This is a genomic window from Pararhodobacter sp., assembly GCF_034676545.1.
Taxonomy (GTDB): Bacteria; Pseudomonadota; Alphaproteobacteria; order Rhodobacterales; family Rhodobacteraceae; genus Pararhodobacter.
Map to the genome: position 1 here is coordinate 2,628,707 of NZ_JAUCBZ010000015.1, position 24,473 is coordinate 2,653,179.

At 63.3% G+C, this 24,473-nt stretch carries 20 protein-coding genes and 1 tRNA gene; 7 read left to right on the top strand and 14 right to left on the bottom strand.

The features are described from left to right. Positions 1-47 precede the first annotated feature (47 nt). Positions 48-2,000, bottom strand: a complete 1,953-nt coding sequence (gene parE, locus VDQ28_RS16450; protein ID WP_323036957.1) for a DNA topoisomerase IV subunit B — start codon at positions 1,998-2,000, stop codon at positions 48-50. Between the two features lie 128 nt (positions 2,001-2,128). Between parE and VDQ28_RS16455 the strand changes: the two genes are divergently transcribed. After that, on the top strand, positions 2,129-2,443 hold the full coding sequence (locus tag VDQ28_RS16455) for a hypothetical protein (RefSeq protein ID WP_323036958.1): 315 nt from the start codon (positions 2,129-2,131) through the stop codon (positions 2,441-2,443). A gap of 10 nt (positions 2,444-2,453) precedes the next feature. On the opposite strand, the gene VDQ28_RS16460 is transcribed toward VDQ28_RS16455, so the two are convergent. Then, positions 2,454-3,122, bottom strand: a complete 669-nt coding sequence (locus VDQ28_RS16460) for a glutathione S-transferase family protein (protein WP_323036959.1) — start codon at positions 3,120-3,122, stop codon at positions 2,454-2,456. A 71-nt stretch (positions 3,123-3,193) separates the two neighbouring features. Beyond that, positions 3,194-3,268: transfer RNA gene (locus VDQ28_RS16465), tRNA-Val, on the bottom strand. Between the two features lie 198 nt (positions 3,269-3,466). On the opposite strand from VDQ28_RS16465, the gene VDQ28_RS16470 reads away from it, so the two are divergent. Then, on the top strand, positions 3,467-3,898 hold the full coding sequence (locus VDQ28_RS16470) for a PACE efflux transporter (protein WP_323036960.1): 432 nt from the start codon (positions 3,467-3,469) through the stop codon (positions 3,896-3,898). A gap of 60 nt (positions 3,899-3,958) precedes the next feature. Here the strand turns inward: VDQ28_RS16470 and lon are convergent, their stop codons facing one another. The 8 genes from lon to hutH all read right to left on the bottom strand — a co-directional run bounded on the left by lon (position 3,959) and on the right by hutH (position 13,677). Next, a complete protein-coding gene (gene lon / locus VDQ28_RS16475; RefSeq protein WP_323036961.1) occupies positions 3,959-6,364 on the bottom strand; it encodes an endopeptidase La in 2,406 nt (801 codons plus the stop codon). Between the two features lie 178 nt (positions 6,365-6,542). Continuing rightward, a complete protein-coding gene (ribD, locus tag VDQ28_RS16480) occupies positions 6,543-7,667 on the bottom strand; it encodes a bifunctional diaminohydroxyphosphoribosylaminopyrimidine deaminase/5-amino-6-(5-phosphoribosylamino)uracil reductase RibD (protein WP_323036962.1) in 1,125 nt (374 codons plus the stop codon). Between the two features lie 73 nt (positions 7,668-7,740). After that, entirely contained in the window at positions 7,741-8,208 is a 468-nt protein-coding gene (nrdR, locus tag VDQ28_RS16485; protein ID WP_323036963.1) for a transcriptional regulator NrdR, read from the bottom strand. 129 nt (positions 8,209-8,337) lie between these two features. Then, positions 8,338-8,766, bottom strand: a complete 429-nt coding sequence (locus VDQ28_RS16490) for a L,D-transpeptidase (RefSeq protein WP_323036964.1) — start codon at positions 8,764-8,766, stop codon at positions 8,338-8,340. 105 nt (positions 8,767-8,871) lie between these two features. After that, the gene (locus VDQ28_RS16495; protein ID WP_323036965.1) at positions 8,872-9,561 is read right to left on the bottom strand and encodes an ABC transporter ATP-binding protein; all 690 of its coding nucleotides are present in this window, start codon (positions 9,559-9,561) and stop codon (positions 8,872-8,874) included. Beyond that, complete coding sequence (locus tag VDQ28_RS16500) at positions 9,554-10,840, bottom strand: lipoprotein-releasing ABC transporter permease subunit (RefSeq protein WP_323036966.1); 1,287 nt, start codon at positions 10,838-10,840, stop codon at positions 9,554-9,556. Before VDQ28_RS16500 ends, VDQ28_RS16495 begins: the two co-directional genes overlap by 8 nt. 239 nt (positions 10,841-11,079) lie before the next feature. After that, complete coding sequence (locus tag VDQ28_RS16505; RefSeq protein WP_323036967.1) at positions 11,080-12,120, bottom strand: aromatic ring-hydroxylating dioxygenase subunit alpha; 1,041 nt, start codon at positions 12,118-12,120, stop codon at positions 11,080-11,082. Between the two features lie 39 nt (positions 12,121-12,159). Further along, positions 12,160-13,677, bottom strand: a complete 1,518-nt coding sequence (gene hutH, locus VDQ28_RS16510) for a histidine ammonia-lyase (RefSeq protein ID WP_323036968.1) — start codon at positions 13,675-13,677, stop codon at positions 12,160-12,162. 93 nt (positions 13,678-13,770) lie between these two features. Here hutH and VDQ28_RS16515 point away from each other — a divergent pair, with 93 nt between their 5' ends. From VDQ28_RS16515 to VDQ28_RS16525, 3 genes are all read left to right on the top strand, one after another. Beyond that, a complete protein-coding gene (locus VDQ28_RS16515) occupies positions 13,771-15,159 on the top strand; it encodes a formimidoylglutamate deiminase (RefSeq protein ID WP_416349398.1) in 1,389 nt (462 codons plus the stop codon). Continuing rightward, positions 15,159-15,845, top strand: a complete 687-nt coding sequence (locus VDQ28_RS16520) for a UTRA domain-containing protein (protein ID WP_323036970.1) — start codon at positions 15,159-15,161, stop codon at positions 15,843-15,845. The genes VDQ28_RS16515 and VDQ28_RS16520 overlap by 1 nt, the downstream gene beginning before the upstream one ends. A 101-nt stretch (positions 15,846-15,946) precedes the next feature. After that, positions 15,947-17,932, top strand: a complete 1,986-nt coding sequence (locus VDQ28_RS16525) for an FAD-dependent oxidoreductase (RefSeq protein WP_323036971.1) — start codon at positions 15,947-15,949, stop codon at positions 17,930-17,932. A gap of 6 nt (positions 17,933-17,938) precedes the next feature. On the opposite strand, the gene VDQ28_RS16530 is transcribed toward VDQ28_RS16525, so the two are convergent. From VDQ28_RS16530 to uvrA, 3 genes are all read right to left on the bottom strand, one after another. Beyond that, positions 17,939-19,156 (bottom strand): sulfatase-like hydrolase/transferase, encoded by a 1,218-nt coding sequence (locus VDQ28_RS16530; RefSeq protein ID WP_323036972.1) that lies wholly within the window; start codon positions 19,154-19,156, stop codon positions 17,939-17,941. Positions 19,157-19,164: 8 nt separating this feature from the next. Continuing rightward, the gene (locus tag VDQ28_RS16535) at positions 19,165-19,509 is read right to left on the bottom strand and encodes a hypothetical protein (protein ID WP_323036973.1); all 345 of its coding nucleotides are present in this window, start codon (positions 19,507-19,509) and stop codon (positions 19,165-19,167) included. 84 nt (positions 19,510-19,593) lie between these two features. Beyond that, positions 19,594-22,458 (bottom strand): excinuclease ABC subunit UvrA, encoded by a 2,865-nt coding sequence (gene uvrA / locus VDQ28_RS16540; protein WP_323036974.1) that lies wholly within the window; start codon positions 22,456-22,458, stop codon positions 19,594-19,596. A 215-nt stretch (positions 22,459-22,673) separates the two neighbouring features. On the opposite strand from uvrA, the gene VDQ28_RS16545 reads away from it, so the two are divergent. After that, entirely contained in the window at positions 22,674-23,048 is a 375-nt protein-coding gene (locus VDQ28_RS16545; protein WP_323036975.1) for a rhodanese-like domain-containing protein, read from the top strand. A gap of 168 nt (positions 23,049-23,216) precedes the next feature. Continuing rightward, positions 23,217-24,458, top strand: coding sequence for an MFS transporter (locus VDQ28_RS16550; protein WP_323036976.1), 1,242 nt, complete (start codon positions 23,217-23,219; stop codon positions 24,456-24,458). Positions 24,459-24,473 lie beyond the last annotated feature (15 nt).

A 24,473-nucleotide genomic window follows, 5' to 3' on the forward strand; every position in this document is an offset into this window, starting at 1 on the left:
TTGCGGCAAGGCCGGGCGGCGGTGTGGGCGCGGTTCACGCGCCCAGATCACACATCCACATCCTCGACGAAGCGCGCGTTTTCCTGAATATACTGGAAGCGCAGTTCGGGTTTCTTGCCCATCAAGCGCTCGACCAGATCGCTGGTTTCGCCGGGGAAATCCTCGTCGATACTCACCCGGATCAGCTTGCGGGTTTCGGGGTTCATGGTGGTGTCCTTGAGGTCCTTGGCGTCCATCTCGCCCAGGCCCTTGAAGCGCGAGACGTCGATCTTGCCCTTGCCGCCAAGGCCTTTAGCGAAATGTTCATCTTTTTCCGCTTCATCTAGACAATAGACCCGGCGCGCGCCCTGGGTCAGGCGGAACAGAGGAGGACAGGCCAGATAGAGATGCCCGTGGTCGATCATCGGCCGCATCTGGGTAAAGAAAAACGTCATCAAAAGTGCGGCGATATGCGCGCCGTCGACATCGGCGTCGGTCATGATGATGATCTTGTCATAGCGCAGATCATCGACGCGGAATTTGCTGCCCATGCCGACGCCAAGCGCCTGGCACAGATCGTTGATTTCGGCATTGGCCCCCATCTTGCCCGAGGCCGCGCCCAGCACGTTGAGGATCTTGCCGCGCAGGGGCAGCAGGGCTTGGGTCTTGCGGTCGCGGGCCATTTTGGCGGAGCCACCGGCCGAGTCGCCCTCGACGATGAACAATTCGGTGCCGGCGCGGTTGGTGGCCGAGCAATCGACCAGTTTGCCGGGCAGGCGCAGGCGTTTGGTGGCGGTCTTGCGGGCGGTTTCCTTTTCCTGACGGCGCTTGAGGCGTTCCTCGGCGCGCAGGATCAGGAAATCGAGGATCGCCCCGGCGGATTTGGTGTCGGCGGCGAGCCAGTTGTCGAAATGGTCGCGCACCGCCCCCTCGACCAGCCGCGCGGCCTCGGTGGTGGCAAGGCGGTCCTTGGTCTGGCCGACGAATTCGGGCTCGGCGATGAAACACGACACCAGCGCGCAACCGCCGGTCATCATGTCCTCGCGGGTGATCTGGCTGGCTTTGCGGTTGTTGGCGAGTTCGCCATAGGCGCGGATGCCCTTGAGGATGGCGGCCCAGAACCCGGCCTCGTGGGTGCCGCCCTCGGGCGTGGGCACGGTGTTGCAATAGCTTTGCACGAAGCCGTCGCGCATCGGTGTCCAGTTGATCGCCCATTCCACCGAGCCGGGGACGTTGAATTTTTCCTTGAATTCGACCTTTCCGGCAAAGGGTTTGTCGGCGTAGGTGACGTCGGTGCCCAGTTGCTCGTTGAGGTAATCCGCGAGGCCGCCGGGGAAGTGGAACACCGCCTCCATCGGCGTGTCGCCGTCCTCGATGGCGGATTTCCAGCGGATTTCGACGCCCGAGAACAGATACGCCTTGGAGCGCACCATTTTCAGCAGGCGCGAGGGGCGAAAGCGCAGAGAGCCGAAGATCTGGTCGTCGGCGTGGAAGGTGACCGAGGTGCCGCGGCGATTGGGCGCGGGGCCGACCTTGGCGACCGGGCCCTGGGGGATGCCGCGGGCGAATTCCTGAACGAAAAGCTCGCGGTTGCGGGCCACTTCGACGCGCATGTGATCCGAAAGCGCGTTGACCACCGAGGCGCCCACCCCGTGCAACCCGCCCGAGGTCTGATAGGCCTTGCCGGAGAATTTGCCGCCCGCGTGCAAGGTGCACAAGATCACCTCAAGCGCGGATTTGTCGGGAAATTTGGGGTGCGGGTCGATCGGGATGCCGCGGCCATTGTCGCGCACGGTGACCGAATAATCGGCGTGCAGCTCGACCTCGATGCGGGTGGCGTGCCCGGCGACGGCCTCGTCCATGGAGTTGTCGAGGACTTCGGCAACGAGGTGATGCAGGGCGCGCTCGTCCGTGCCGCCGATATACATGCCGGGGCGCTTGCGGACGGGTTCGAGCCCTTCGAGCACCTCGATGGAGGAGGCGTCATAGGTTTCGGGTTGGCCGGAGAGAAGGTCGGACATGGGGCTGCTCGTTTCTTGTCTGTCGGAGTGTTCCGGGCAATAGACCATTGGCAGCACGCCGACGCAAGGTTTAGGGCTGGAACCGTGCCGGAATGGCGATATGGTGTGGCGGAGTTCAGGAGGTCAACATGGATGCGATGCAAGGTGATCTGAACGGTATGATGAGTGTTGTGGCGACGATGCTGTTGGCGGCGGCGGTTGTGCTGGCCTGTGTGGCGCTCTGGCTGGGGCACCGCCGGGTCCGCGCGGGTGACTTGCGCCGCGCGCTGTGGACCCTTTCGGCGCTGATCGGCCTCAACGCATGGCTGGCGGTCATGGCGTTCCTCGCGGACACGCGGTTTGTGGACAATCCGGCGCAATGGATCATGGGCGGTTTTGGCGGGCCGGCCCTTGCGGGCTATGCCTTGGGCTGTTCGCTGGGGCTGTTGCGCACCCGGGGCTGAGTGGCGGGTGTCACGCGTAACGGTCCGGCTCGGCGGTGCGCTCGGCCCAAAGCTGGGTGAACACCGGACGCGCGCGACAGGCCTCGAGCCAGCGACGCAACGCCGCGAACTCGGCAAAGGCCACCGTATCATACATGGCAAAGCGCACGCATTCCACCAACAGGATATCGGCGACGGTGAACCGGTCGCCCAGCAACCAGGGCCGCGATTGCAGATGCGCGTCGAGCCGCGCAAAGGGCTGTTGCAGCGCCTTTCTTGCGGCGTCGATGGTTGCCCGGCCCTGCTCGGTGTCCACAGTGCCGCGGTGATTGACGATCAGAATGTCCAGCGCGGGCTGCTCGATGGTCGAGTCGCCAAAAAACGCCCATTGCAACGTCAGGGCCTCCTCGACCTCGGTCTGCGGGGTCAGCGGGCCGCCGAATTTCCGCGCGAGATAGAGGGTTATCGCCATCGATTCCGTCAGCGTCAGTTCGCCGTCGGTCATCGCGGGAACCTGCGCCATCGGGTTCAGGGCGCGGAACGCGGCGCTGGCCGTGTTGACGGGCGCGCTGGCGGCTGATGGGTCGCCGATCCGATAGGCCTGGACCACCGGCACCCACTCGAACGGGGCGTCCATTTCGCGCAACAGCCAGAGCGGACGCAGGGTCCGAGACCGCAAAGACCCGTAAAGTGTAACCATGATGACGGCCTTTTGCCTGAGACACCCAACCTTGGCGCAGGTCAGGTGCAGGGCCAATGCGGGGAAGGGAATGGTGGGCGATAAGGGATTTGAACCCCTGACATCTTCGATGTGAACGAAGCGCTCTACCGCTGAGCTAATCGCCCCCGTGGCGGCTATCTAAGCGGTGTTTCCGGCAGGCTCAAGAGGGTTCCTGCGAATTCGTGCAAAAACCGGGTCGGCGGCACAAAGCCCCTGCCCCTTGGAACCCGGCTTTCCCTGCGCTAGACTGCACGCCTCGAGGACGACCTCACCCGATTTGGGCCAATACGCCGGGACGACCCGGCCCTGTTCCAGAGGTCGCCATGCGGACCACCCCAGACCGTATTCGTCATGCCGTGTCCTTTGAGATCATCGGCTTGGCGCTGGTAACCCCGCTGGGTGCGCTGGTCTTTGACAAACCGGTCAACGCCATCGGGGTGATCGCCCTGGTCGGCGCAAGTTTGGCGACCTTGTGGAATTACCTGTATAATCTGGGCTTTGATCACCTGATGCAACGGGCGCTTGGCCACACGCGCAAGACGGTGGCGCTGCGGGTTCTTCATGCGCTGTTGTTCGAGGCGGGGCTGCTGCTGGTGCTGTTGCCGTTCATTGCCTGGTATCTGGACCTGACACTGTGGCAGGCGCTGGCCATGGATATCTCTTTCGCGGCGTTTTATCTGGTCTATGCCTTTGTGTTCAACTGGACCTATGACCTGATTTTCCCGATCCCCAGGACCACCGCCCCGAGCCGTTGAGCCACAAAAAAACCGCGCCCCCAAGGTTGAGGGCGCGGTATGGTCTTGGAGTTGTTGCGCTTAATGCGCGGTCAGGCCCGGCTCATCGCCGCGACCGGCAAGCCTTGCGGCCTGTGCGGCTTCTTCGGCAACCTCATCCCATTCGATGGGTTCGGGCTGGCGCACCAAAGCGTGCTTGAGCACTTCGCGGACATGGCTGACCGGGATGATCTCCAACCCCTCTTTGACGTTTTCGGGGATCTCGGTCAGATCCTTGGCGTTTTCCATCGGGATCAACACCTTGGTGATGCCGCCACGCAGCGCCGCCAGAAGTTTCTCCTTGAGGCCACCAATCGGCAGCACATTGCCGCGCAGCGTCACCTCGCCGGTCATCGCCACTTCCTTGCGCACCGGGATGTTGGTCAGCACCGAGACAATCGAGGTGACCATGCCGACCCCGGCCGAAGGGCCGTCCTTGGGCGTGGCGCCTTCGGGAACGTGGACGTGGATGTCGATGGCGTCGAAGCGCGGCGGTTTCACGCCGATTTCGGGCGCAATGGAGCGCACGAAACTGCTGGCTGCCTCGATGCTTTCCTTCATCACGTCGCCCAGCTTGCCGGTGGTCTTCATCCGCCCCTTGCCGGGCAGTTTCAGCGCCTCGATCTGCAGCAATTCGCCGCCCACACTGGTCCAGGCCAGCCCGGTGACCACGCCGACCTGATCCTCGGTCTCGGCCAGGCCATAGCGATGACGCTGGACGCCGAGGAAGTCGGACAGGTTTTCATCCGTGACTTCGACATGTTTGGTCTCACGCTTGATGATCTTGGTGATCGCCTTGCGCGCCAGTTTGGACAATTCGCGCTCGAGGTTGCGGACCCCGGCTTCGCGGGTGTAGTGGCGCAAGATCGCCGTCATCGCCCCCTCGGACACGCTGAGTTCACCCTTTTTCAGCCCGTGGTTCTTGATCACCTTGGGCATCAGGTGGCGGCGTGCGATCTGGGTTTTCTCATCCTCGGTGTAGCCTGACAGCGGAATGATCTCCATCCGGTCCAGCAGCGGGCCGGGCATGTTATAGGAGTTCGCCGTGGTGATGAACATCACGTCGCTGAGGTCATATTCCACCTCGAGATAATGGTCGACGAAGGTCGAGTTCTGTTCCGGATCAAGCACTTCCAGCATGGCGCTGGCCGGATCGCCGCGGAAATCCTGCCCCATCTTGTCGATTTCATCGAGCAAGATCAGCGGGTTGGTGGTCTTGGCCTTTTTCAACGCTTGAATCACCTTGCCCGGCATGGAGCCAATATAAGTGCGCCGGTGGCCGCGGATCTCGCTCTCGTCGCGCACGCCACCAAGGGAAATGCGGATGAATTCGCGCCCCGTGGCCCGCGCAACCGAGCGGCCAAGGCTGGTTTTGCCGACACCCGGAGGGCCAACGAGGCACAGGATCGGCCCCTTCAGCTTGGCCGAGCGCGATTGCACCGCGAGATATTCGACGATGCGCTCCTTGACCTTTTCCAGGCTGTAGTGGTCTTCGTCAAGCACGGTTTGCGCGCGGCCAAGGTCCTTCTTGACCCGGCTTTTCACACCCCATGGCAAGGCCAGCAACCAATCCAGATAGTTGCGCACAACCGTGGCCTCGGCCGACATCGGTGACATCGACTTGAGCTTTTTCAGCTCGCCCTCGGCCTTCTCGCGCGCTTCCTTGGAGAATTTGGTCTCCTTGATGCGGTTTTCCAGCTCGGCCAACTCGTTCTGGCCATCCTCGCCGTCGCCCAATTCCTTCTGAATGGCCTTCATCTGCTCATTCAGATAATAGTCGCGCTGGGTGCGCTCCATCTGGGTTTTCACGCGGCTCTTGATCTTGCGCTCGACTTGCAGGACGGAAATCTCGCCCTCCATCAGGCCATAGACCTTTTCCAGACGCTCGCCGATATTCAGCGTTTCCAGCAACTCCTGCTTGCGCGGCACCTCGACGGCCAGATGCCCGGCGGCCAGATCGGCCAGACGGCCCGGCGCATCCGCATCGCTCACCGCGGCAAGCGCCTCTTCGGGCACATTGCGCTTGATCTTGGCGTAGCGCTCGAAATCGTCGAGCACCGCACGGGTCAGTGCGACCACGGAGGCCTCGTCGCCATCGGTTTCTTCCAACACTTCGGCGGTGGCCTCGAAATGTTGATCGTTTTCAACGAAGTCCTTGATCCGGACACGGGTTTTCCCCTCGACCAGAACCTTGACGGTGCCATCCGGCAGGCGCAGCAGCTGCAGCACCGAGGCCAAAACGCCAACCTGATACAGCTCATCCGCGGCAGGATCCTCGGCGGCATTGTCGATCTGCGTGACCAGAAGGATCTGCTGATCATTCTGCATCACCGTCTCAAGCGCCCGGATCGATTTATCGCGACCGACAAACAACGGAACGACCATGTGTGGAAACACGACCATGTCGCGCAATGCCAATACCGCGAAAGTGTTCGATTGATCTGACATGCTTACCTCAACTCATTTTCGTCGCAGATGGCCCAAGATCGGCCCTGCGCTCCTGTTCACCGTCCTATTTGGGGCGGAACACCCCAGAGTTCAACACTTCGTCTGCATCGGTTTCACATCTCACTGTGGCACAAGTAAGCAGTGAATGAGACGGTTTTGAGGATTGGTTAAAAAAGTGTTACATTGCAAATGGATAGCCAATCCTGCGCCAGAGATGAAACAAATCCACCCCAACAGGTTGTGATCGCGCCAGCGCCCAGCGATGGGGCAAAATCGCGCAAACACCCAGGGCCGCCAGCCCCGCCGTGCCATCCGCGCCAAACAGGTGCCCGGCGCTGAAAATCGCCAGATCATCAACCAGGTCGTCGCGCACAAGGCTGGCCGAAAGCCCGCCACCGCCCTCGCACAAGACCCGCGTCAACCCCGCCGCGCCCAGGGTTTGCAGCACATCGGGCAGGTCCAATTGCCCCTGGGCATCAAGCTTGCAGGCGATCAGGCGCGCGCCACGCGCCGCCCAAGCCTGCCGCGCCGCCTCGGGTGCGTCCGGCCCATGCACAAGCCAAACCGGCGCCGCCCCAAGGCTACGCCCCAGCCGATTGTCCGGCGACAAGGTCAGGCGGCTGTCGGCCACGATCCGCACCGGTTGCGGCAGCTCGCCCAGATCGCGCACCCGCAGGTCCGGGTCATCCGCGCGCGCCGTGCCCGCGCCCACCAGAACCGCATCATGCTGCGCGCGCATCAAATGCACCATCCGGCGCGCCTCGGGCCCGGTGATCCAGCGGCTTTGCCCTGTCGCCGTGGCAATCCGCGCATCCAGCGTCAGCGCAAGCTTCAGCGTCACCATCGGCCGCCCCCGCGTCACGCGCGACACGAACCCGGCATTGGCCAGCAGCGCGGCGTCCCCTTCGACCGCCTCGGTGACACGCACGCCCGCCGCGCGCAACATCGCGTGCCCGCGCCCGGCCACCCGCGGGTCCGGATCGGTCATGGCGCTGACGACACGGGCTACCCCCGCCGCGATCAACGCCTCGGCACAGGGCGGTGTTTTCCCATGGTGCGCGCAGGGTTCAAGACTGACATACGCGGTCGCGCCGCGCGCCCTCTCGCCCGCCTGCGCCAGCGCCTGCACCTCGCCATGCGGCCGACCGCCCGGCTGGGTCCAACCCCGACCCTGCACGATTCCATCGCGCACAATCACGCAGCCGACCGCCGGATTGGGCCAGACCGTACCCAACCCCCGCGCCGCCAGCCCGATGGCCGATTTCATGTAGCGCCGATCAAGCTCGGTCGCGCCGACACCCATCTTTGTTCCCTCAATATCCTGGGGGGTGAATTGGCCGCAGGCCAAGAGGGGGGCAAAGCCCCCTTCAAAAAGGCTATTCCTCGTCCACCACCGGCGGCCGCAGTTCCGAGACGAATTTGTCGAAATCATCCGCCGCCTGGAAGTTCTTGTAAACACTGGCAAAGCGCACATAGGCGACGGTGTCGATCCGGGCCAGCGTTTCCATCACGATCTCGCCGATCGCGGCACTGGGAATGTCGGTCTCGCCCATGCTTTCCAGACGCCGCACGATGCCCGAGATCATCTGCTCGATGCGCTCGGGCTCCACCGGACGTTTCTGCATCGAGATACGGATCGAGCGCTCCAATTTGTCGCGGTCGAACGGTTCGCGTTTGCCCGAGGATTTCACCACCACCAGATCGCGCAACTGCACACGTTCATAGGTGGTAAAGCGACCACCACAGGCCGGACAAAAACGCCGCCGCCGGATGGAGACATGGTCCTCGGCCGGGCGAGAATTTTTCACCTGAGTATCGACATTTCCGCAAAACGGACAGCGCATGGCCTCTCCCTCGGGGTCGCGTGTGGGTTATCCACAGCCCTTATAGGGAACACGCCAAACCTTGGGTAGCGAAAAAAACCCGCCCCCAGATTATGGGGGCGACCTGTGGTTTTCCAGACTCACGCGGTGTCAATCGACGACAACGACGCGCATGCTGTCCATGCCCTGCTCTTGCACCATCGCAAACAGCAACGAGGCGTTGTCGGGATGCAGACGCACGCAGCCCGCACTGGCCGGGCGTCCCAGCCGGCTGATCGCGTCCGTGGCATGGATTGCATAGTCGCCGTCATAGAAGATCGCGAAGGGCATCGGCGCATTGCCATAGAGGCTGGAGCGGTGCCAGCGCGACAACCACTGCGGCGACCACTCACCGCGCGGCGTGTATTTGCCCGAACGCGCCGTCGACACCGGCCATTCATAGCGCAACTGGCCGTCGATATAGACATGCATGGTCTGCGTATCGACACTGACGCGCGCCACAATGGTGCTGGCCTGTGCGCCCGAAAGTGGCAGCAAGAGCAATAGCGCCGCAACGGCGCCCTTCAAAAAGCGAGACATTCCAACCCCCCGGTTGACAAGTTTACTGAACGGCATGGCAGTGCCTTCATCCAGATGCTGAATGTCTGACAGAGGAGTCAAGATTTTCGGCGGATTTTCGCTGACTCAATCCCGAGGCGTGGCAATTCTGCCCGCATCCAGCCGCAAAACCCGGTCCATCCGCGCCGCAAGCTCCAGATTATGCGTGGCAATCAGCGCCGACAGGCCGGTTTCGCGCACCAGATCCATCAGCACCCCGAACACCTGATCCGAGGTTCCCGGGTCCAGATTGCCGGTCGGCTCATCGGCCAGCAGGATATGCGGCGCATTCGCCATCGCGCGGCAAAAGGCGACACGTTGCTGCTCGCCACCCGACAGTTCCGCCGGGCGGTGCGTGCCACGTTTGCTCAGGCCGACGCGCGCCAACAGATCCTCGGCCCGCGCCCTGGCGTCGCGGCGGGACACGCCATTGGCCAATTGCGGCAGCATGACATTCTCCAACGCCGAGAATTCCGGCAGCAAATGGTGGAATTGATAAACAAACCCAACCTGGGCACGGCGCACGGCGGTGCGCGTGTCGTCGCCCAGCTGCGTCATGTCCGCGCCGTCGATCACCACCCGCCCGGCGTTGGGCGCGTCCAGCAATCCGGCGATATGCAACAGCGTCGACTTGCCCGCGCCCGACGGGGCCACCAGCGCCACAACCTCGCCCTTGTGCAGCGACATCGAGGCCCCGGCCAGCACATCCACCGACCCACCTGCCCCGCCGGCATAGGTTTTGACAATCCCTTCAAGTGACAGAACCGGATCACTCATAGCGCAGCGCCTCGACAGGGTTCATGCGGGCCGCGCGGCGCGCGGGAAAGATCGTCACAATGAACGACAATCCCAGCGACAGCGACACCGCCTTGACCACATCCACCAGCCGCAATTGCGCGGGCAAGGCATAGATGCCGCGGATTTCCGGGTCCCAGACCCCGCCGCCCGACAGATAGTTCACCGTCGCGAAAATCGGGTCGATATAGAGCGCGAACAGGCAACCCGCGATCACGCCAATGCCGGTGCCCACCACGCCAACCAACGACCCGCACAGGAAAAATATCCGCAAAATCGAGCCCTCCGACAGGCCCATCGTGCGCAGGATTCCAATATCCCGGCCCTTGTTCTTCACCAGCATGATCAGCCCGGAAATGATATTCATCGCCGCAATCAGCACAAGGATCGAGAGGATGATGAACATCACGTTGTCTTCGATATCCAGCGCGCGCAGGAACGAACCCGCAGAATCGCGCCAGGTCCAGATCATCGCGCGCTCTCCGGCGGCATGCAGCAGTTGATAGGTCAGGGATTCGACGGCCTCGGGCGCGGTCAACATCACCTCGATTTCATCCGCCACGCCATCGCGGTTGAAAAAAACCTGCGCCTCGGTAAAGGGCAAATAAACCCGTGTGCGGTCAATATCATAACGCCCGGCCGAGAAGATATAGACCACCTCATAGGCGTTCACGCGCGGCGAGGTGCCAAAGGCGGTGCGCACCCCCTCGGGCGAGATGATGCGAATGCGGTCGCCGACCTGCGCGTTCAACTCACGCGCCACCCCCTCGCCAATTGCAATGCCCTCGTTGAACCGGCCGATATCGCCGCGCGCCCGGTCCGAGACGGCGATCCGCGGAATGGTGATCAGATCCTCATAAGCGATGCCGAACACCTCGACGCCCGCGTTATGCCCGTCGGCGCTGGCCATGACCTGCCCCTTGATCAACGGCATGGCGCTGGTCACGCCGGGCACCGCTTCCAAACGCGCCGCAAGGTCGGAATAATCGGCAATGGTGCGCGACAGCTGCCCGTTTTCGGTCATCGCGGACGAATAATACACCGTCGCATGGGCATTCGCGCCCAGGATCGTATCGACAAACTCGGTGCGAAACCCGGATCGCACGGCCAAAGTGGCAATCAGCGCAAACACCGCCAAGGCGATACCGATCAACGAGATCCAGGTCATCACACTGACGCCACCCTCGGCGCGACGGGCGCGCAAATAGCGCCAGGCGATCATCCACTCGAAGGCGGCAAAAGGTCTGGTTGTGCCGGTCATGGGGTCCGCACTCTGGTAAGGCGCGCGCAACCTCGGGCGAAACTCGCGTGCGGTCAAGCACCAAACGCGTCACCCCGCCTCACGGAAGGGTGTTACGCCCGCTTCATCTTGCCAGAAATACTCACGGGGTTTCCCAAGGGGGGCGTGCCCCCCTTGGGCCGGGCGTGGGGCGGGCCCCACCGGCGCGCGGGGGCTCGATGCCCCCAAGCGCCGCCTGATCACCCGGTCACATCACCGCATTACTCCTGCATCTTGAGATCCACCGCCTGCTCCTCGGCGATCATCGCCTCAAGCCTGCGCCGGAACCGCAATTGCCCGCCGTCAATCGGCAGGTCGATATGCGGCGTGCGCTTGTTGGTCATGCCGATCTGCACTTGCGACAGCACCGCGCGGTCCTCTTCAAACGCCTTTTGCACATCGGCGGTCATCATCGCACTGAGCGCCTCATCCTCAGGGCGGATGTTGCGCAGCTGGAACCAGTAATAGCGCGTCTCGCTTTCGGTCGTGGGGGTCATGAAATTGAGGCTGTCCATGATGAACGTGTCCTCATGCAGCGGCCCGTCCGGCCCGCCGGTGCCCGCCGGGGTAAAGATCGCCCGGATCAGCGCATGGCTGGGGTAGCGCACCTCGTAATGCTGCAACCGGTCGCAATTCCCCTTGAATCCAATGACTTTCTTGTAGAATGGCGCGGGTTCGACGTTCATCATCCAGCGGTGCACGATGATGCCGTCGTCGGTCTTGCTGACCCGCAGCGGTGTCGTCTTGGTCGCGTCCTGCGCAAAGGAGGTCTGGTGCACCCACGAGACATGCGTCGGGTCCAGCAGGTTGTCGCACATCAACAGAAAGTTGCACGCCAGTTCCATCGCCGCGCCACGGTTGACGCCCCAGGCCGGATCGCCCCAATGTTCGATCTCGAAAATCTCATTGGGGTCGGCCAGCGCCGGGTTGCCCATCCAGATCCACACCAACCCGTATTTCTCGTGGCATGGATAGGCCTGCACATTGGCGTTCGACGGGATGCGCCCGGTGCCCGGTGCCCAGACGCATTTCCCGGCACAATCAAAGGTCAGCCCGTGATAGCCGCATTCCACCTGATCGCCTTTCAGCCGCCCCTTGGACAACGGCAGTTTGCGATGCGGGCAGGCATCCTCGAGGGCGATCACTTCGCCCGCGGTGTTGCGATAGACGCAGATCTTTTCGCTCAACACGGTGATCTGCCTGAGGGTGGCGTCGATCTCGTGATCCCAGGCCGCGACATACCAGGCGTTTTTCAAAAACATGTCAAATCTCCAGAAGGGTTGAGGGCCGCGCGCTGCGGATCACAGCGCAAAATCGAGGTTGGCCGCGCAGGGCAGCGCGTCGGTGCGTACGAGGTCAGCGGCGGCTTCGATGTCCGGCGCCAGGAAGCGGTCGTCCGTCAAGGCCGGGATCGTGCCGCGGAGCTTGGTGATCACCGCTTGCAGGCGCGGTGCCGTGGTCAGCGGTGCGCGGAATTCGATACCCTGACTGGCGCAGATCGCCTCGACGCCCAGGATCACCGACAGATTGGCATTCATGCGCAACAAACGACGCGCACCATGCGCGGCCATGCTGACGTGATCTTCCTGATTGGCCGAGGTCGGCGTGGAATCGGTGCTGCACGGCGTGGCAAGGTGCTTGTTTTCCGACATCAAGGCGGCGGTGGTGACTTCGGCGATCATATAGCCCGAGTTCAAACCAGGGTTCGGCGTCAGGAACGGCGGCAGGTCGTGGCTGAGCGTCGGGTCCACCATCAAGGCAACGCGGCGCTGCGCGATCGCGCCAATCTCTGCGACGGCCAGAGCGATGATATCCGCTGCGAAAGCAACGGGTTCCGCGTGGAAGTTACCACCAGAAAAGATGCCCTCGGGGGTGACCAGAGGGTTGTCGGTCACGGCGTTCGATTCGGTTTCCAGCGTCGAGGCGGCAAAGCGCAGCAGGTCCAGCGCCGCCCCCAGAACCTGAGGTTGGCAGCGGATGCAATAGGGGTCCTGCACGCGGGTGTCGCCGTCCAGATGGCTCTCGCGGATGACGCTGCCCGCCATCAGGTCACGCATGGCCTGCGCGGTTTCGATCTGGCCCTTGTGGCCGCGCAACGTGTGTATCATCGCCTGAAGCGGGGCCGTGGAGCCCATGATCGCATCGGTGGACAGGCACCCGGTGACCAGTGCTGCGCGGGCGTTGCGCCAGGCGGCGAACAGGCCGATCAGCGCCAAAGCGGTTGAAAACTGCGTGCCGTTGATCAGCGCAAGCCCCTCTTTCGGGCCAAGAACCACGGGTGTCAGGCCCGCGCGCTTGAGGGCCTCGCCACCGGGCAGGCGCTGGCCGTCATACTCGGCCTCGCCCGCGCCGATCATCACCGCCGCCATATGCGCCAGGGGTGCCAGATCGCCCGAGGCCCCCACCGACCCCTGCGCGGGGATCACCGGGGTGACGTTCTTGGCCAGCATGCCCTCGATGATGGCGATCACATCCCAGCGCACGCCCGAGGCCCCGCGCCCGAGGCTGAGAAGTTTCAGAACCATCATCAACCGCGTGGCCGCGGGCTCCAACGCCTCGCCGACGCCGCAGCAATGACTGAGAATCAGGTTGCGCTGCAAGGTCTCGGTATCCGCGGGCGCGATCTTGACCGAGGCGAGTTTGCCAAAGCCCGTGTTCACGCCATACACCGCCGAACCACCGTTCGCGGCGGCCCGGACAAGGGCGGCTGCGGCCTCGACGGCGGGCTGGCAATCGACATCAAGTCGCGCTGGAAGCTGTTGATAATAAATCTTTTCCAGAGTTTCCAGTGTGGTCGATCCGGGGGTCAGAATGAGCATGGGGAACCTGCACGGTTGAAGGGTTAGAGGGCCAGTAACCGCCAAAATACTGCTTGCGGTTCATCGAATGCACCGCCAATATGTATATACTTAATGAAGGCGTCAACGGGGATTCGTGTGATCAAGCTTTGGGCAGAACAGGCATTATGTGCGACGGGCTGGGCGCAGGGCGTCACCGTCACGGTGGATGGCACGCGGATTTCGGCGGTCGAGACCGGGACGCAGCCGCAACCGGGTGATACGCGGCTTGGCACCTTGCTGCCGGCCCCCGCCAACCTGCATTCGCACGCGTTTCAGCGCGCGATGGCCGGCATGACCGAACGGCGCGGCCCCAACGCGCATGACAGTTTCTGGACATGGCGCCAGTTGATGTATCAATTCATGGACCAACTGACCCCCGACGACGTGCAGGCGATCACCGCTTTCGTGCAGATGGAGATGCTGGAGGCCGGCTATGGTGCCTCGGTCGAGTTCCATTACCTGCATCACGCGCCCGGCGGTGTGGTCTATGACGCGCTTGGCGAAATGTCGCAGCGGGTTGTGGCGGCGGCACAGGAGTCGGGTATTGGTCTGACATTACTTCCCGTGCTTTATCAAGTGGGTGGCTGTGACAAGCGCGCACTGGGGCCGGGGCAGATTCGCTTTGGCAATGACCCCGAGCGCTATGCAAAACTGCTTGATGCGGCGCAATCGGCGCTGCGCGCCCTGCCCGAGGATGCGGTGCTGGGCGTGGCGCCGCATTCCCTGCGCGCGGTGACGCCCGAGGGGCTGCTGGCCTGTGTTGACCTGCGCCCGGACGCGCCGATCCACATCCATCTGGCCGAGCAAATGGCCGAGGTCGAGGAAACAGTGGCGGCCTGGGGCCAGCGCCCGGTTCAGCGGCTCATGGATCAGGTGGACGTCGATCAACGCTGGTGCCTGATCCACCTGACGCAGATGGAACGCGCCGAGACACTGGCGCTGGCGGCGACGGGCGCGGTGGCGGGCCTGTGCCCGATCACGGAATCATCGCTGGGCGACGGCATTTTCGATGGTGTGGCCTGGACCGGGGCCAAGGGGCGGTTCGGGATCGGCTCGGACAGCAACGTGCGGATCTCGTTGACCGAAGAACTGCGCACGCTGGACTATTCGCAGCGCCTGCGCGACCGGGTGCGCGCGGCTCTGGCGACACCCGAGCTGTCAACCGGGCGCGCCTTGTTCGAGGGTGCGGCGCTGGGCGGCGCGCAGGCGGCAGGCCGGGGCAAAGGCATGATCGCGCCGGGCGAATTGGCCGATCTGGTGGCGCTGGACATGGGGGGCGTGGACCTTGAAGGGCGCGCGGGCGATTGCGTGCTCGATGCCTGGATATTCGCCGGTGACGACCGCGCCGTTTCCGAGGTCTGGTCTGGGGGACGCCATGTGGTTTCCGGCGGCGTGCATCGCAACCGAGACTCGATCGAGGCGGGCTATCGCCTTGTGATGAAACGGTTGCAGGCCTTGTGATGCAGGGACCGTTGCGCTGGCAAACGGTACGCGACGAAGCCCTGCGCCGCATTCGCAACCACGAATGGCCCGCCGGAGAGCGTATTCCCGATGAGGTCGATCTGGCCGAGGAACTGGGCTGCGCGCGGGCCACGGTGAACCGGGCGTTGCGCGATCTGGCGGATTCCGGCCTGCTGGAGCGCCGCCGTCGTGGCGGGACCACGGTGACCCTGAACCCGGTGCGCAAGGCGGTGTTTTCAATCCCGATCATTCGCAAGGATATCGAGGCGCGCGGGCAAACCGCGGGCTATCGTTTGCTCTCGGATACGCTGGCGCCGGTGCCCGCAGAGATCGCGGCGGTTCTGGGTGCGGATACACCCTTTGAGATGCGTCATATCATGGCGATTCACACCACCGATGACGCGCCATTTTGCCTCGAGGATCGCTGGCTGAACCCGGAGATTGCCGGGGCCGAGGTGACGTTCGATGCTTTGAGCGCGAATGAATGGCTGGTGCAAACCCAGAGTTTTTCCTCGGGCACGCTGTGTTTTCTGGCGCTGAACGCAGAGCCGGCGCAGGCGGCGCTGCTGGGCTGTGCGCCCGGTGCGGCGCTGCTGGGGTTGGACCGCACGACGCGCAACGAGCACCCGATCACCGCGGTGCGTCTGATCTATGCGCCCGGCCACCGGGTTGAAACGGCGCTCTGACGGGGCGGAGCTGTCGCAATTCGCGCGCCAATCGCCGCCTGTCGCCTTGTCATGCCGCCAAAGCCGACGCAGAGTTCGCGGGTACAATTCCCGAGGTTCCCATGAGCGCCCCCCATTCCCGCCTGTTGTCGCCCCTGCCCCTGCGCGGTGTTACCCTGCGCAACCGGATCGTGTTTGGCGCGCATACCGCCAATATGGCCGAGGATGGGCTGCCCGGCCCGCGCTATCGCGACTATCTGCGCGAGCGTGCCTTGGGCGGCGCGGGCCTGATCGTGGCAGAACCGGTGCCCGCACATCGCACCGGCGTTCTGACGCGCGGCAATTTTCGCGCCGAGGATGACAGCATCATCCCCGCCTTCCGCGCCGTGACCGAGGCGGTGCGCGCCGAGGGGGCGGCGATCATCCAGCAGATTTACCACATCGGCGCGCATGGCGATTCCGACCTGAGTTTTGCGCCGCATTGGTCGCCATCCGGGCGGCCCAGCTATCACGACTCGGACGGCTCGCATGCCATGCACGAGGCGGAAATCCAGGAATTGCTCGACGCCCATACCGCCGCCGCCCGCCGCGCCAAAGCCGCGGGGTTTCAGGGGGTCGAGGTCTGGGCGGCGTATAATTCGCTGATTGACCAATTCTGGCTGCCCTGGACCAACCGGCGTGATGACCAGTGGGGCGGCTCGCTGGAAAACCGCACAAGGTTCTCGCGGCTGTTGATCGAGCGCATCCGGCGCGCGTGTGGCGAGGGGTTCATCATCGGCCTCGCGATCAGCCACGACGCGGCCTATGACGTCACCCTGCAAGCCGAGGCCCTGTGCGAGATCATCGCCCTGCATGACGCCAGCGGGCATGTGGATTACGTCACCTGCGGCGCGGGCTCGTATCTGGATTTCGGGCGCATCATTCCGCCCTTTACCGAACCCGACACGCTGACCGTGCCGATCACGCAGCAGTTGAAAGCGGTGGTCAAACACGCGGTGATCACCGCCGAGGCCGGGATTCGCACGCCCGATGTGGGCGAGCAGGTGATCGCCTCGGGGGCGGCGGATCTGGTGTCGATCGTGCGCGGCCAGATCGCCGACCCGCATCTGGCCGCCAAGACCACGCGCGGCCATAGCGACCAGGTGCGCCCCTGTCTGAGCTGCAACCAGATGTGCTGGGGGCGGCGGTCGCGTGACTATTGGATCTCGTGCCTCATCAACCCGTCGGCGGGGCGCGAATTTGAATGGGGCGGCGACAGGTTTACGGCGGCGGACATCCCGAAATCGGTGCTGGTGATCGGCGCGGGCCCCGCCGGGCTGGAAGCGGCGCGCGTCGCGGCAGAACGCGGGCACCGTGTCACGCTGATCGAGGCGCAATCCCGGATCGGCGGGCAGTTCCGGCTGGCGGGTCTGCAACCGAGGCGCGCGCAGATCCTCGATCTGCTGGACTGGTATGAGCGCGCGTTGCAGTGGTTGGGCGTGGACCTGCGGCTGAACAGCTTTGCCGATGACAACATGGTGCGTGAGATCGGCGCGGATCAGGTGATCCTGGCCACCGGGTCACTGCCCGACGAGGACGGGTTTCAACGCTGGCTGCCGCATCTCGCCACCCTGCCCGGCCTTGCGCGCGGCGGCGTCTGGTCCGCCGAGGCCGCGATGCGCCGCGAGGCGCGTTTGGGGCACGCGGTCATCGTCTATGACGAGGGCGGACACTGGAAAGGCGTCGGCACCGCCTGGCATCTGGCCGAAGCGGGACACGCGGTGACCATCGTCACACCCGACGCCTATGTCGGCAAGGACCTGACCCGCACCGCCGCCGATGGCTACGCGCGCACAAGGTTGGCAAAGCTGGGGGTGCGTTTCATGGCGGAATCCGCGATTGCCGAGTGGTTGGGCAACGATGGCGGCGCGCGGGTGGTGTCGCTGCTGGATCGCTCGGAAACCGTGGTTCCGGCGACGGCGCTGATCATGGCCACGACGAACCACGCCTTTGATCTGCTCAGCACAGCGCTCGAGGATCTCTCGCCTGCCTTGATCGGCGACGCCGCCGCGCCACGGCTGGCACCCTATGCGTTTCACGAGGGGCGCAAGGTGGCGCTGGCGATCTAGGCGGGCTCAGTCCGACCCATGCCACATCGCCCGGTTGAGGCGCGCATCGCCCACCAACATGGCGTCCAGAAACGGAATGCCATGCTGCATGACCAAGGTTTCGGCATTGCCCGGCAACAAGGACCGGCCCAGCCCCCCGGCAACGGGTGCCGCGGCAAAGCCGAGCCATTCCAGCAGGGTTGGATAGACGTCAATCATGCTGCCCGGCGTATCGTTGATCGTCCCGGCGCCGTCGCCGCCGATCATCAGCACCGTGTTGACCAGATGCAGCTCGGGGGCCACGTCAGGAATGTCGGCGTGATGCGACAGATGATCGGACATCAGGATGATCTTGAGCGGCCGGTCGCGACCGGCCACGCGGTGGGCCTCCTGAATGTCGCGGATAAAGGCCAGACTGTCCTCGGTCGTGCAGCGCACCACCTGCGCCTGTTCGCGCGACATCACGGCCTGACCATCCGCGGTGCAGCGCCGCGACAAATAACCGGGCACGCCATGTGGGCCGATGGTCTCGATGATCAACGTATAGGGCGCGGGGTCGGCCAGAAGGGCGTCGTGCCGAAGGCGGGATGTGTCAAAGGTCAACTGGTCGTCGACAATCCAGTTGATCAAGGCGGCCTCCACCTCGGCCGATGGGTAAAGCGCCGATTGCGCCGCGAGATCAATCTGGGTTTCAACGCCGTGGGTGCGATAGAACGCGTCGATGCCGGCAAAGGCCGCGTCACCACCGACAACATACTCCAGCCGATAGCCATGATCCGCCAGAACATCGGTCAGGCAGACCAGATTGGGCATGAACCGGGAAATACCGTCGAAATTGTTGCGCGCCAGAAACCCGCGCGGCATCAACGGAACGCCACAGAGCGAGGCCACCATGCCCGCAAGGCTCCAACTGGTGCCGACGATCTGGCCGACGCCCTGAAAAGTCAGAGCCTCGGGTTCGAGGGCGCGGATCGGGGCGTAGGAATCGCCGAAATACCGTGTGTCGGCAAAGCGCCGGTCGGTGCCCTCGAGGTAGAGAATGACGATATCGGGCAGCGGATCAGGCTGCCGGTCGATCAAGGGCGCGGCGAGGTGGTCGGCCAAATCTGACGGCGGCGGCGGAAAAACCGCGCCAAAGGCCACAAACCGGGTCATCGGATTGAGGGCGAACAAGACCAGCGCACTGGCCCCGATCATGCGCCAGCCCAAGCGCCACAACGACACCAGCAGATAGAGGGAAAGCACCACAAAGATCAGCGCAATCGTGGACTGAAAGATCTCGGTCTCGAGGCCGCACCTGCCCCCTCGGTCCCGAATTCGACATGAAACAGCAGCGCCATCATGTCGACCCTGCCAAACCCGCGCGCAATCACGGCAAAGGGCAGCATGAACACACAGGCCGCAACCACCGCCAGCAGGGCAAGCGGCGGGCGTGTCCATAGCGCACGACCGCCCAGAACGAGGCCGACAATCAACAACACCAGCGCCAGAGCACCGGGGTGATCCGGCCTGATGGTGGGGATTACGGCGATACTGATCGAGATCACCAGCACGGCGCCAAGCGCGACCGAGGCGGCCAGTTTTCTCAGAAGATGCATGGAAATCTGCATGAAAACCCAATTCCAATTCGTGAAAGCAACGTCCAGGGCCCGGAACGCCGCCGATGCGCGCACGCGCTGCGCCTATTCGGCGGCCCGCCGTCGCCGTTTCAGCAAGGGACCAAGATAAGTGCCCGTGTGACTCGCGGCGATTTTCGCGATGTCTTCGGGCGTGCCTTCGGCGACAATATACCCGCCACCATCGCCGCCTTCGGGCCCGATGTCGATGATCCAGTCGGCGGTCTTGACCACATCGAGGTTGTGTTCGATCACCACGACGGTGTTGCCCTGATCAACCAATTCATGCAGCACCTCCAAAAGCTTGCGCACGTCTTCAAAATGCAGACCGGTGGTGGGCTCGTCCAGGATATAGAGCGTGCGCCCCGTCGAGCGCCGCGCCAGTTCCTTGGACAGTTTCACCCGCTGCGCCTCGCCGCCCGACAGGGTCGTCGCCTGTTGCCCGACCTTGATATAGCCAAGGCCAACCCGCATCAGCGCATCCATTTTCTCGCGGATCGAGGGGACGGCGGTAAAGAACCCCTGCGCCTCCTCGACGGTCATCTCCAGCACGTCGGAAATGGATTTACCCTTGAACAAGACCTCCAGTGTTTCGCGGTTATAGCGCTTGCCGCGGCAGGTTTCGCAGGTCACATAGACGTCGGGCAGGAAGTTCATCTCGATCTTGAGCACGCCATCGCCCTGACAGGCTTCGCAGCGTCCACCCTTGACGTTGAACGAAAACCGCCCCGGTTTGTAGCCGCGCGCCTTGGATTCGGGCAGGCCCGCGAACCAGTCGCGGATCGGGCCGAAGGCGCCGGTATAGGTGGCCGGGTTCGAGCGCGGCGTGCGGCCGATGGCGCGTTGGTCAATGTCGATCACCTTGTCCAGATGCTGCAGGCCCTGCACGGTTTCGCAGGGCGCGGGCGTCTGGCGCGCGCCGTTCAGGCGCATCGAGGCGGTCTTGAACAGGGTTTCAATGGTCAGTGTGGATTTGCCGCCGCCCGAAACGCCAGTCACGCAAACGAATTTGCCCAAGGGAAAATCGACCGTGACATCCTGCAAGTTGTTGCCCGAGGCCTTGACGACGCGCACCGCCTTGCCGTTGCCCGCGCGCCGGTCGCTGGAATAGGGCACCTCGCGCGCACCGGACAGGTATTGCCCGGTCAGGCTGGCGGGGTTGGCGGCGATTTCTTCGGGCGTGCCCATGGCGACGATTTCGCCGCCGTGGACGCCCGCGCCGGGGCCGATGTCGAGCACCCAATCCGCCGAGCGCACCGCGTCCTCGTCATGTTCCACCACCAGCACCGAATTGCCCTGATCGCGCAGGTTGCGCAGCGTGGTCAGCAAGCGGTCGTTGTCGCGCTGGTGCAAGCCGATCGAGGGCTCATCGAGCACATAGAGCACGCCGGTCAGCCCCGAGCCAATCTGGCTGGCAAGCCGGATCCGCTGGCTCTCGCCGCCTGACAAGGTGCCCGCCGCGCGGCTGAGTGTCAGATAGTCGAGGCCCACATTGACCAGAAACCCCAGCCGCTCGCGGATTTCCTTGAGGATCGCCGCCGCGATCTGGTTTTTCTGCTGGGTCATGTGGTTGGGCGCATCTTCGACCCAAGCCAGCGCCTCGCGGATCGACATTTCCGAGATCTGGCTGATGTGTTTCATGCCGATCTTGACGGCCAGGGCCTCGGGCTTCAGGCGCGCGCCGCCACAGGTCGAACAGGGGCGATTGTTCTGATAGCGCTCGAATTCCTCGCGAATCCAGTTGCTGTCAGTCTCGCGATAGCGGCGTTCCATATTGGGCACCACCCCTTCAAACGCCCGCGTGACGTTGTAAACCCGGCCGCCGTCGTCATAGCGGAACGGAATTTCGTCGCCGCCGGACCCGCGCAGCAGCACCTCTTTGACGGTCTCGGGCAGATCGCGCCATGGCGTCTTGGCGTCGAATTTGTAATGTTTCGCCAGCGCCTCGATGGTTTGCAGGAAATAGGGCGTCTTGCCCTTGCGCCAGGGGGCAATCGCGCCGTCCTCAAGCCGCAGCATGACATCGGGCACCACGAGGCGGTCGTCAAAGAACAGCTCGACGCCAAGGCCATCGCATTGCGGACACGCGCCATAGGGGGCGTTGAACGAGAACAGGCGCGGTTCGATTTCCGGGATCGTGAAGCCCGAGACCGGGCAGGCGAAATTCTCGGAGAATGTCAGACGTTCAGGGGTTTCGCCCTCGGCGGCGGCGGCCATTTCCAAAATCGCGATGCCCGAGGCCAGATCGAGCGCCGTGCGGAAACTGTCGGCCAGCCGCGTTTCGATGCCCTCGCGCACAACGATACGATCAACGACCACGTCGATGTCATGGCGCAGTTTCTTGTCGAGTTCGGGCGGCGTGTCCAATTCGTGGAACGCGCCATCCACCTTGATGCGTTGAAACCCCTGCTTGCGCAGGTCCAGCATCTCTTTGCGGTACTCGCCCTTGCGGTCGCGCACGATGGGGGCCAGCAAATAGGCGCGCGTCCCTTCGGGCAAGGCCATGACCCGGTCGACCATATCCTGCACCTGCTGCGCCTCGATCGGCTTGCCGGTGGCGGGCGAATAGGGCGTGCCCGCGCGGGCAAAGAGCAGGCGCAGATAGTCGTGGATCTCGGTCACCGTGCCGACCGTCGAGCGCGGGTTCTTCGAGGTGGTCTTTTGCTCGATGGAGATCGCCGGCGACAGGCCGCCGATATGTTCGACATCGGGTTTTTGCATCATGTCAAGGAATTGGCGCGCATAGGCCGAGAGCAATTCGACATAGCGGCGCTGCCCTTCGGCGTAGATCGTGTCAAAGGCCAGCGACGACTTCCCCGAGCCGGACAACCCGGTGATCACCACCAGCTTGTCGCGCGGAATATCCACGTCGAAACCCTTGAGATTGTGCTCGCGCGCGCCGCGGATTTCGATGTATTTTTGCTCGGCCATGTCACTCTACCCGGCGCCCCATACGCCACCGGCGCACAACATAGACCGTGTGGCGTGAGTCTCCAACCAGAAATGAAGAACAAAAAGTAAACAAGCCGGCAGTTGCGGAATATCGTGATGGACAGGCCAATCACATTCTTGTTCTTGAATGTTTAATCCGACCTGCTATATAGCCTCTCAAGAATGGTCATTCCCCCAACTCACTGGAGAGCGCGATGTTCAACCTATTCGGATCTTTGATGAAATCCGGCCCGAAACTGGACGCAGCCGAAGTGGTGCGGCAGGTTTCGGCGGGAACGGCGCTGTTGATCGACGTGCGCGAAGAGGCAGAATGCCGGGGCGGCAAAGCCAAGGGCGCGCTGAATTTGCCGCTGAGCCGCTTGCATCTGTGCTGCGATCCGAAATCCGGTCACTTCGACAAACGCCTGAGCCAAGCGCAAAAGGCCGGGCATCCGATCTATCTGTATTGCGCATCCGGGGCGCGGTCGGGCCGGGCGGCGCAGGTGATGCGCGGCAATGGGTTCGAGGACGTGCACAACCTCGGCAATCTGGGGGCCTGGCAGTCCGGCGGCGGCGCGGTGGTACGCTGAGGCAATCCCGCCAGTCGGTGAGCGCCCGGTTTACCGTTTGATAAACCTTTTTCCGGTATGTGTCATTTGACACCCAAACCGACGTTTTCTTGTCGCATGTCGCGGCAGCACAATGATAGGAGGGCCGGAAAGGGGATCGCAGGACCGCGGTCGACAAAGGATTGACCGATGCTGAAAGTTCTTGCCTCGTCATGGGCGCTGTTGCTGGGATTGCTGCTCCTGATGCTCGGGAATGGCATGCAGGGCACGTTGCTGGGCATTCGCGGCGCGATCGAGGATTTCTCGACGACGCAGATGTCGATCGTCATGTCGTGCTATTTCGTCGGCTTCCTGTTCGGCTCGCGCATGGCACCCGAGATGATCAGACGGGTCGGCCATGTGCGCGTGTTCGCGGCTCTGGGCTCGATGATTTCCGCGGTGCTGATCCTCTATGCGGCGGCCCCGCATTGGGTGGCCTGGGCCTTGATGCGGGTGATCATCGGGTTCTCGTTTTCGGGCGTCTATATCACCGCCGAAAGCTGGCTGAACAACGCCTCGACCAATGAGACGCGTGGTCAGGCCCTGTCGCTGTATCTGATCGTGCAGATGATCGGCATCATCGCGGCACAGGCGCTGCTGAACCTGGCGGATCCGTCGGGCTATATCCTGTTCGTGATCCCCTCGGTGCTGGTCTCGCTGGCCTTCACGCCAATTCTGCTGTCGATCAGCCCTGCCCCGCAATTCGAAAGCACCGCACGCCTGACGATGCGCGAATTGTACCGGATTTCGCCGCTGGGCTGCGTCGGGATGTTCCTGCTCGGCGGAATCTTTTCGGCGCAATTCGGCATGGCCGCGGTTTGGGCGACCCAGGCCGGGTTGAACGTGCGCGACCTGTCGATCTTTGTCGCGGGCATCTACACCGGCGGGTTGTTGTTGCAATATCCGATTGGCTGGTTGTCGGACCGCATGGATCGCCGGCGGTTGATCCTGTTTCTGGCCATTGGCGGCACGATCGTGCTGACTGTCCCGGTGCTGTTCAACATCCCGTTTGTCGCGCTGGTTGTCGTCGGGGCCTTTGCGGGTGGCATCTCGAACCCGCTGTATTCCTTGATTTTGGCCTATGTGAACGATTATCTGAAACCCACGGAAATGGCGGGGGCCTCGGCCGGGTTGCTGTTCATCAATGGTGTTGGTGCCATTTCGGGGCCAATCATCACCGGCTGGATGATGGGGGTCATCGGGCCGTCGGGCTTCTTCTTGTTCATGGCGCTGATCTTTGGCGTGCTGGCCGCCTATAGCCTGTGGCGGATGTCGCGACGCCCCATCACGCCGGGTTCGCAAAGTTCCTACACCGCGGTGTCGCCAACCGCATCCGCAATATCGGTCGAGGCAGCCCTGGAGCATAACGAGGACGAAACGCTTCAGAGCTAGCGGTTGTGGCGGGTG

Bases quoted from the DNA above. Each gene is read 5' to 3' on its own strand.
- parE (WP_323036957.1), bottom strand. From the start codon at position 2,000: ATGTCCGACCTTCTCTCCGGCCAACCCGAAACCTATGACGCCTCCTCC.
- VDQ28_RS16455 (WP_323036958.1), top strand. From the start codon at position 2,129: ATGGATGCGATGCAAGGTGATCTGAACGGTATGATGAGTGTTGTGGCG.
- VDQ28_RS16460 (WP_323036959.1), bottom strand. From the start codon at position 3,122: ATGGTTACACTTTACGGGTCTTTGCGGTCTCGGACCCTGCGTCCGCTC.
- VDQ28_RS16470 (WP_323036960.1), top strand. From the start codon at position 3,467: ATGCGGACCACCCCAGACCGTATTCGTCATGCCGTGTCCTTTGAGATC.
- lon (WP_323036961.1), bottom strand. From the start codon at position 6,364: ATGTCAGATCAATCGAACACTTTCGCGGTATTGGCATTGCGCGACATG.
- ribD (WP_323036962.1), bottom strand. From the start codon at position 7,667: ATGGGTGTCGGCGCGACCGAGCTTGATCGGCGCTACATGAAATCGGCC.
- nrdR (WP_323036963.1), bottom strand. From the start codon at position 8,208: ATGCGCTGTCCGTTTTGCGGAAATGTCGATACTCAGGTGAAAAATTCT.
- VDQ28_RS16490 (WP_323036964.1), bottom strand. From the start codon at position 8,766: ATGTCTCGCTTTTTGAAGGGCGCCGTTGCGGCGCTATTGCTCTTGCTG.
- VDQ28_RS16495 (WP_323036965.1), bottom strand. From the start codon at position 9,561: ATGAGTGATCCGGTTCTGTCACTTGAAGGGATTGTCAAAACCTATGCC.
- VDQ28_RS16500 (WP_323036966.1), bottom strand. From the start codon at position 10,840: ATGACCGGCACAACCAGACCTTTTGCCGCCTTCGAGTGGATGATCGCC.
- VDQ28_RS16505 (WP_323036967.1), bottom strand. From the start codon at position 12,120: ATGTTTTTGAAAAACGCCTGGTATGTCGCGGCCTGGGATCACGAGATC.
- hutH (WP_323036968.1), bottom strand. From the start codon at position 13,677: ATGCTCATTCTGACCCCCGGATCGACCACACTGGAAACTCTGGAAAAG.
- VDQ28_RS16515 (WP_416349398.1), top strand. From the start codon at position 13,771: ATGAAGGCGTCAACGGGGATTCGTGTGATCAAGCTTTGGGCAGAACAG.
- VDQ28_RS16520 (WP_323036970.1), top strand. From the start codon at position 15,159: ATGCAGGGACCGTTGCGCTGGCAAACGGTACGCGACGAAGCCCTGCGC.
- VDQ28_RS16525 (WP_323036971.1), top strand. From the start codon at position 15,947: ATGAGCGCCCCCCATTCCCGCCTGTTGTCGCCCCTGCCCCTGCGCGGT.
- VDQ28_RS16535 (WP_323036973.1), bottom strand. From the start codon at position 19,509: ATGCATCTTCTGAGAAAACTGGCCGCCTCGGTCGCGCTTGGCGCCGTG.
- uvrA (WP_323036974.1), bottom strand. From the start codon at position 22,458: ATGGCCGAGCAAAAATACATCGAAATCCGCGGCGCGCGCGAGCACAAT.
- VDQ28_RS16545 (WP_323036975.1), top strand. From the start codon at position 22,674: ATGTTCAACCTATTCGGATCTTTGATGAAATCCGGCCCGAAACTGGAC.
- VDQ28_RS16550 (WP_323036976.1), top strand. From the start codon at position 23,217: ATGCTGAAAGTTCTTGCCTCGTCATGGGCGCTGTTGCTGGGATTGCTG.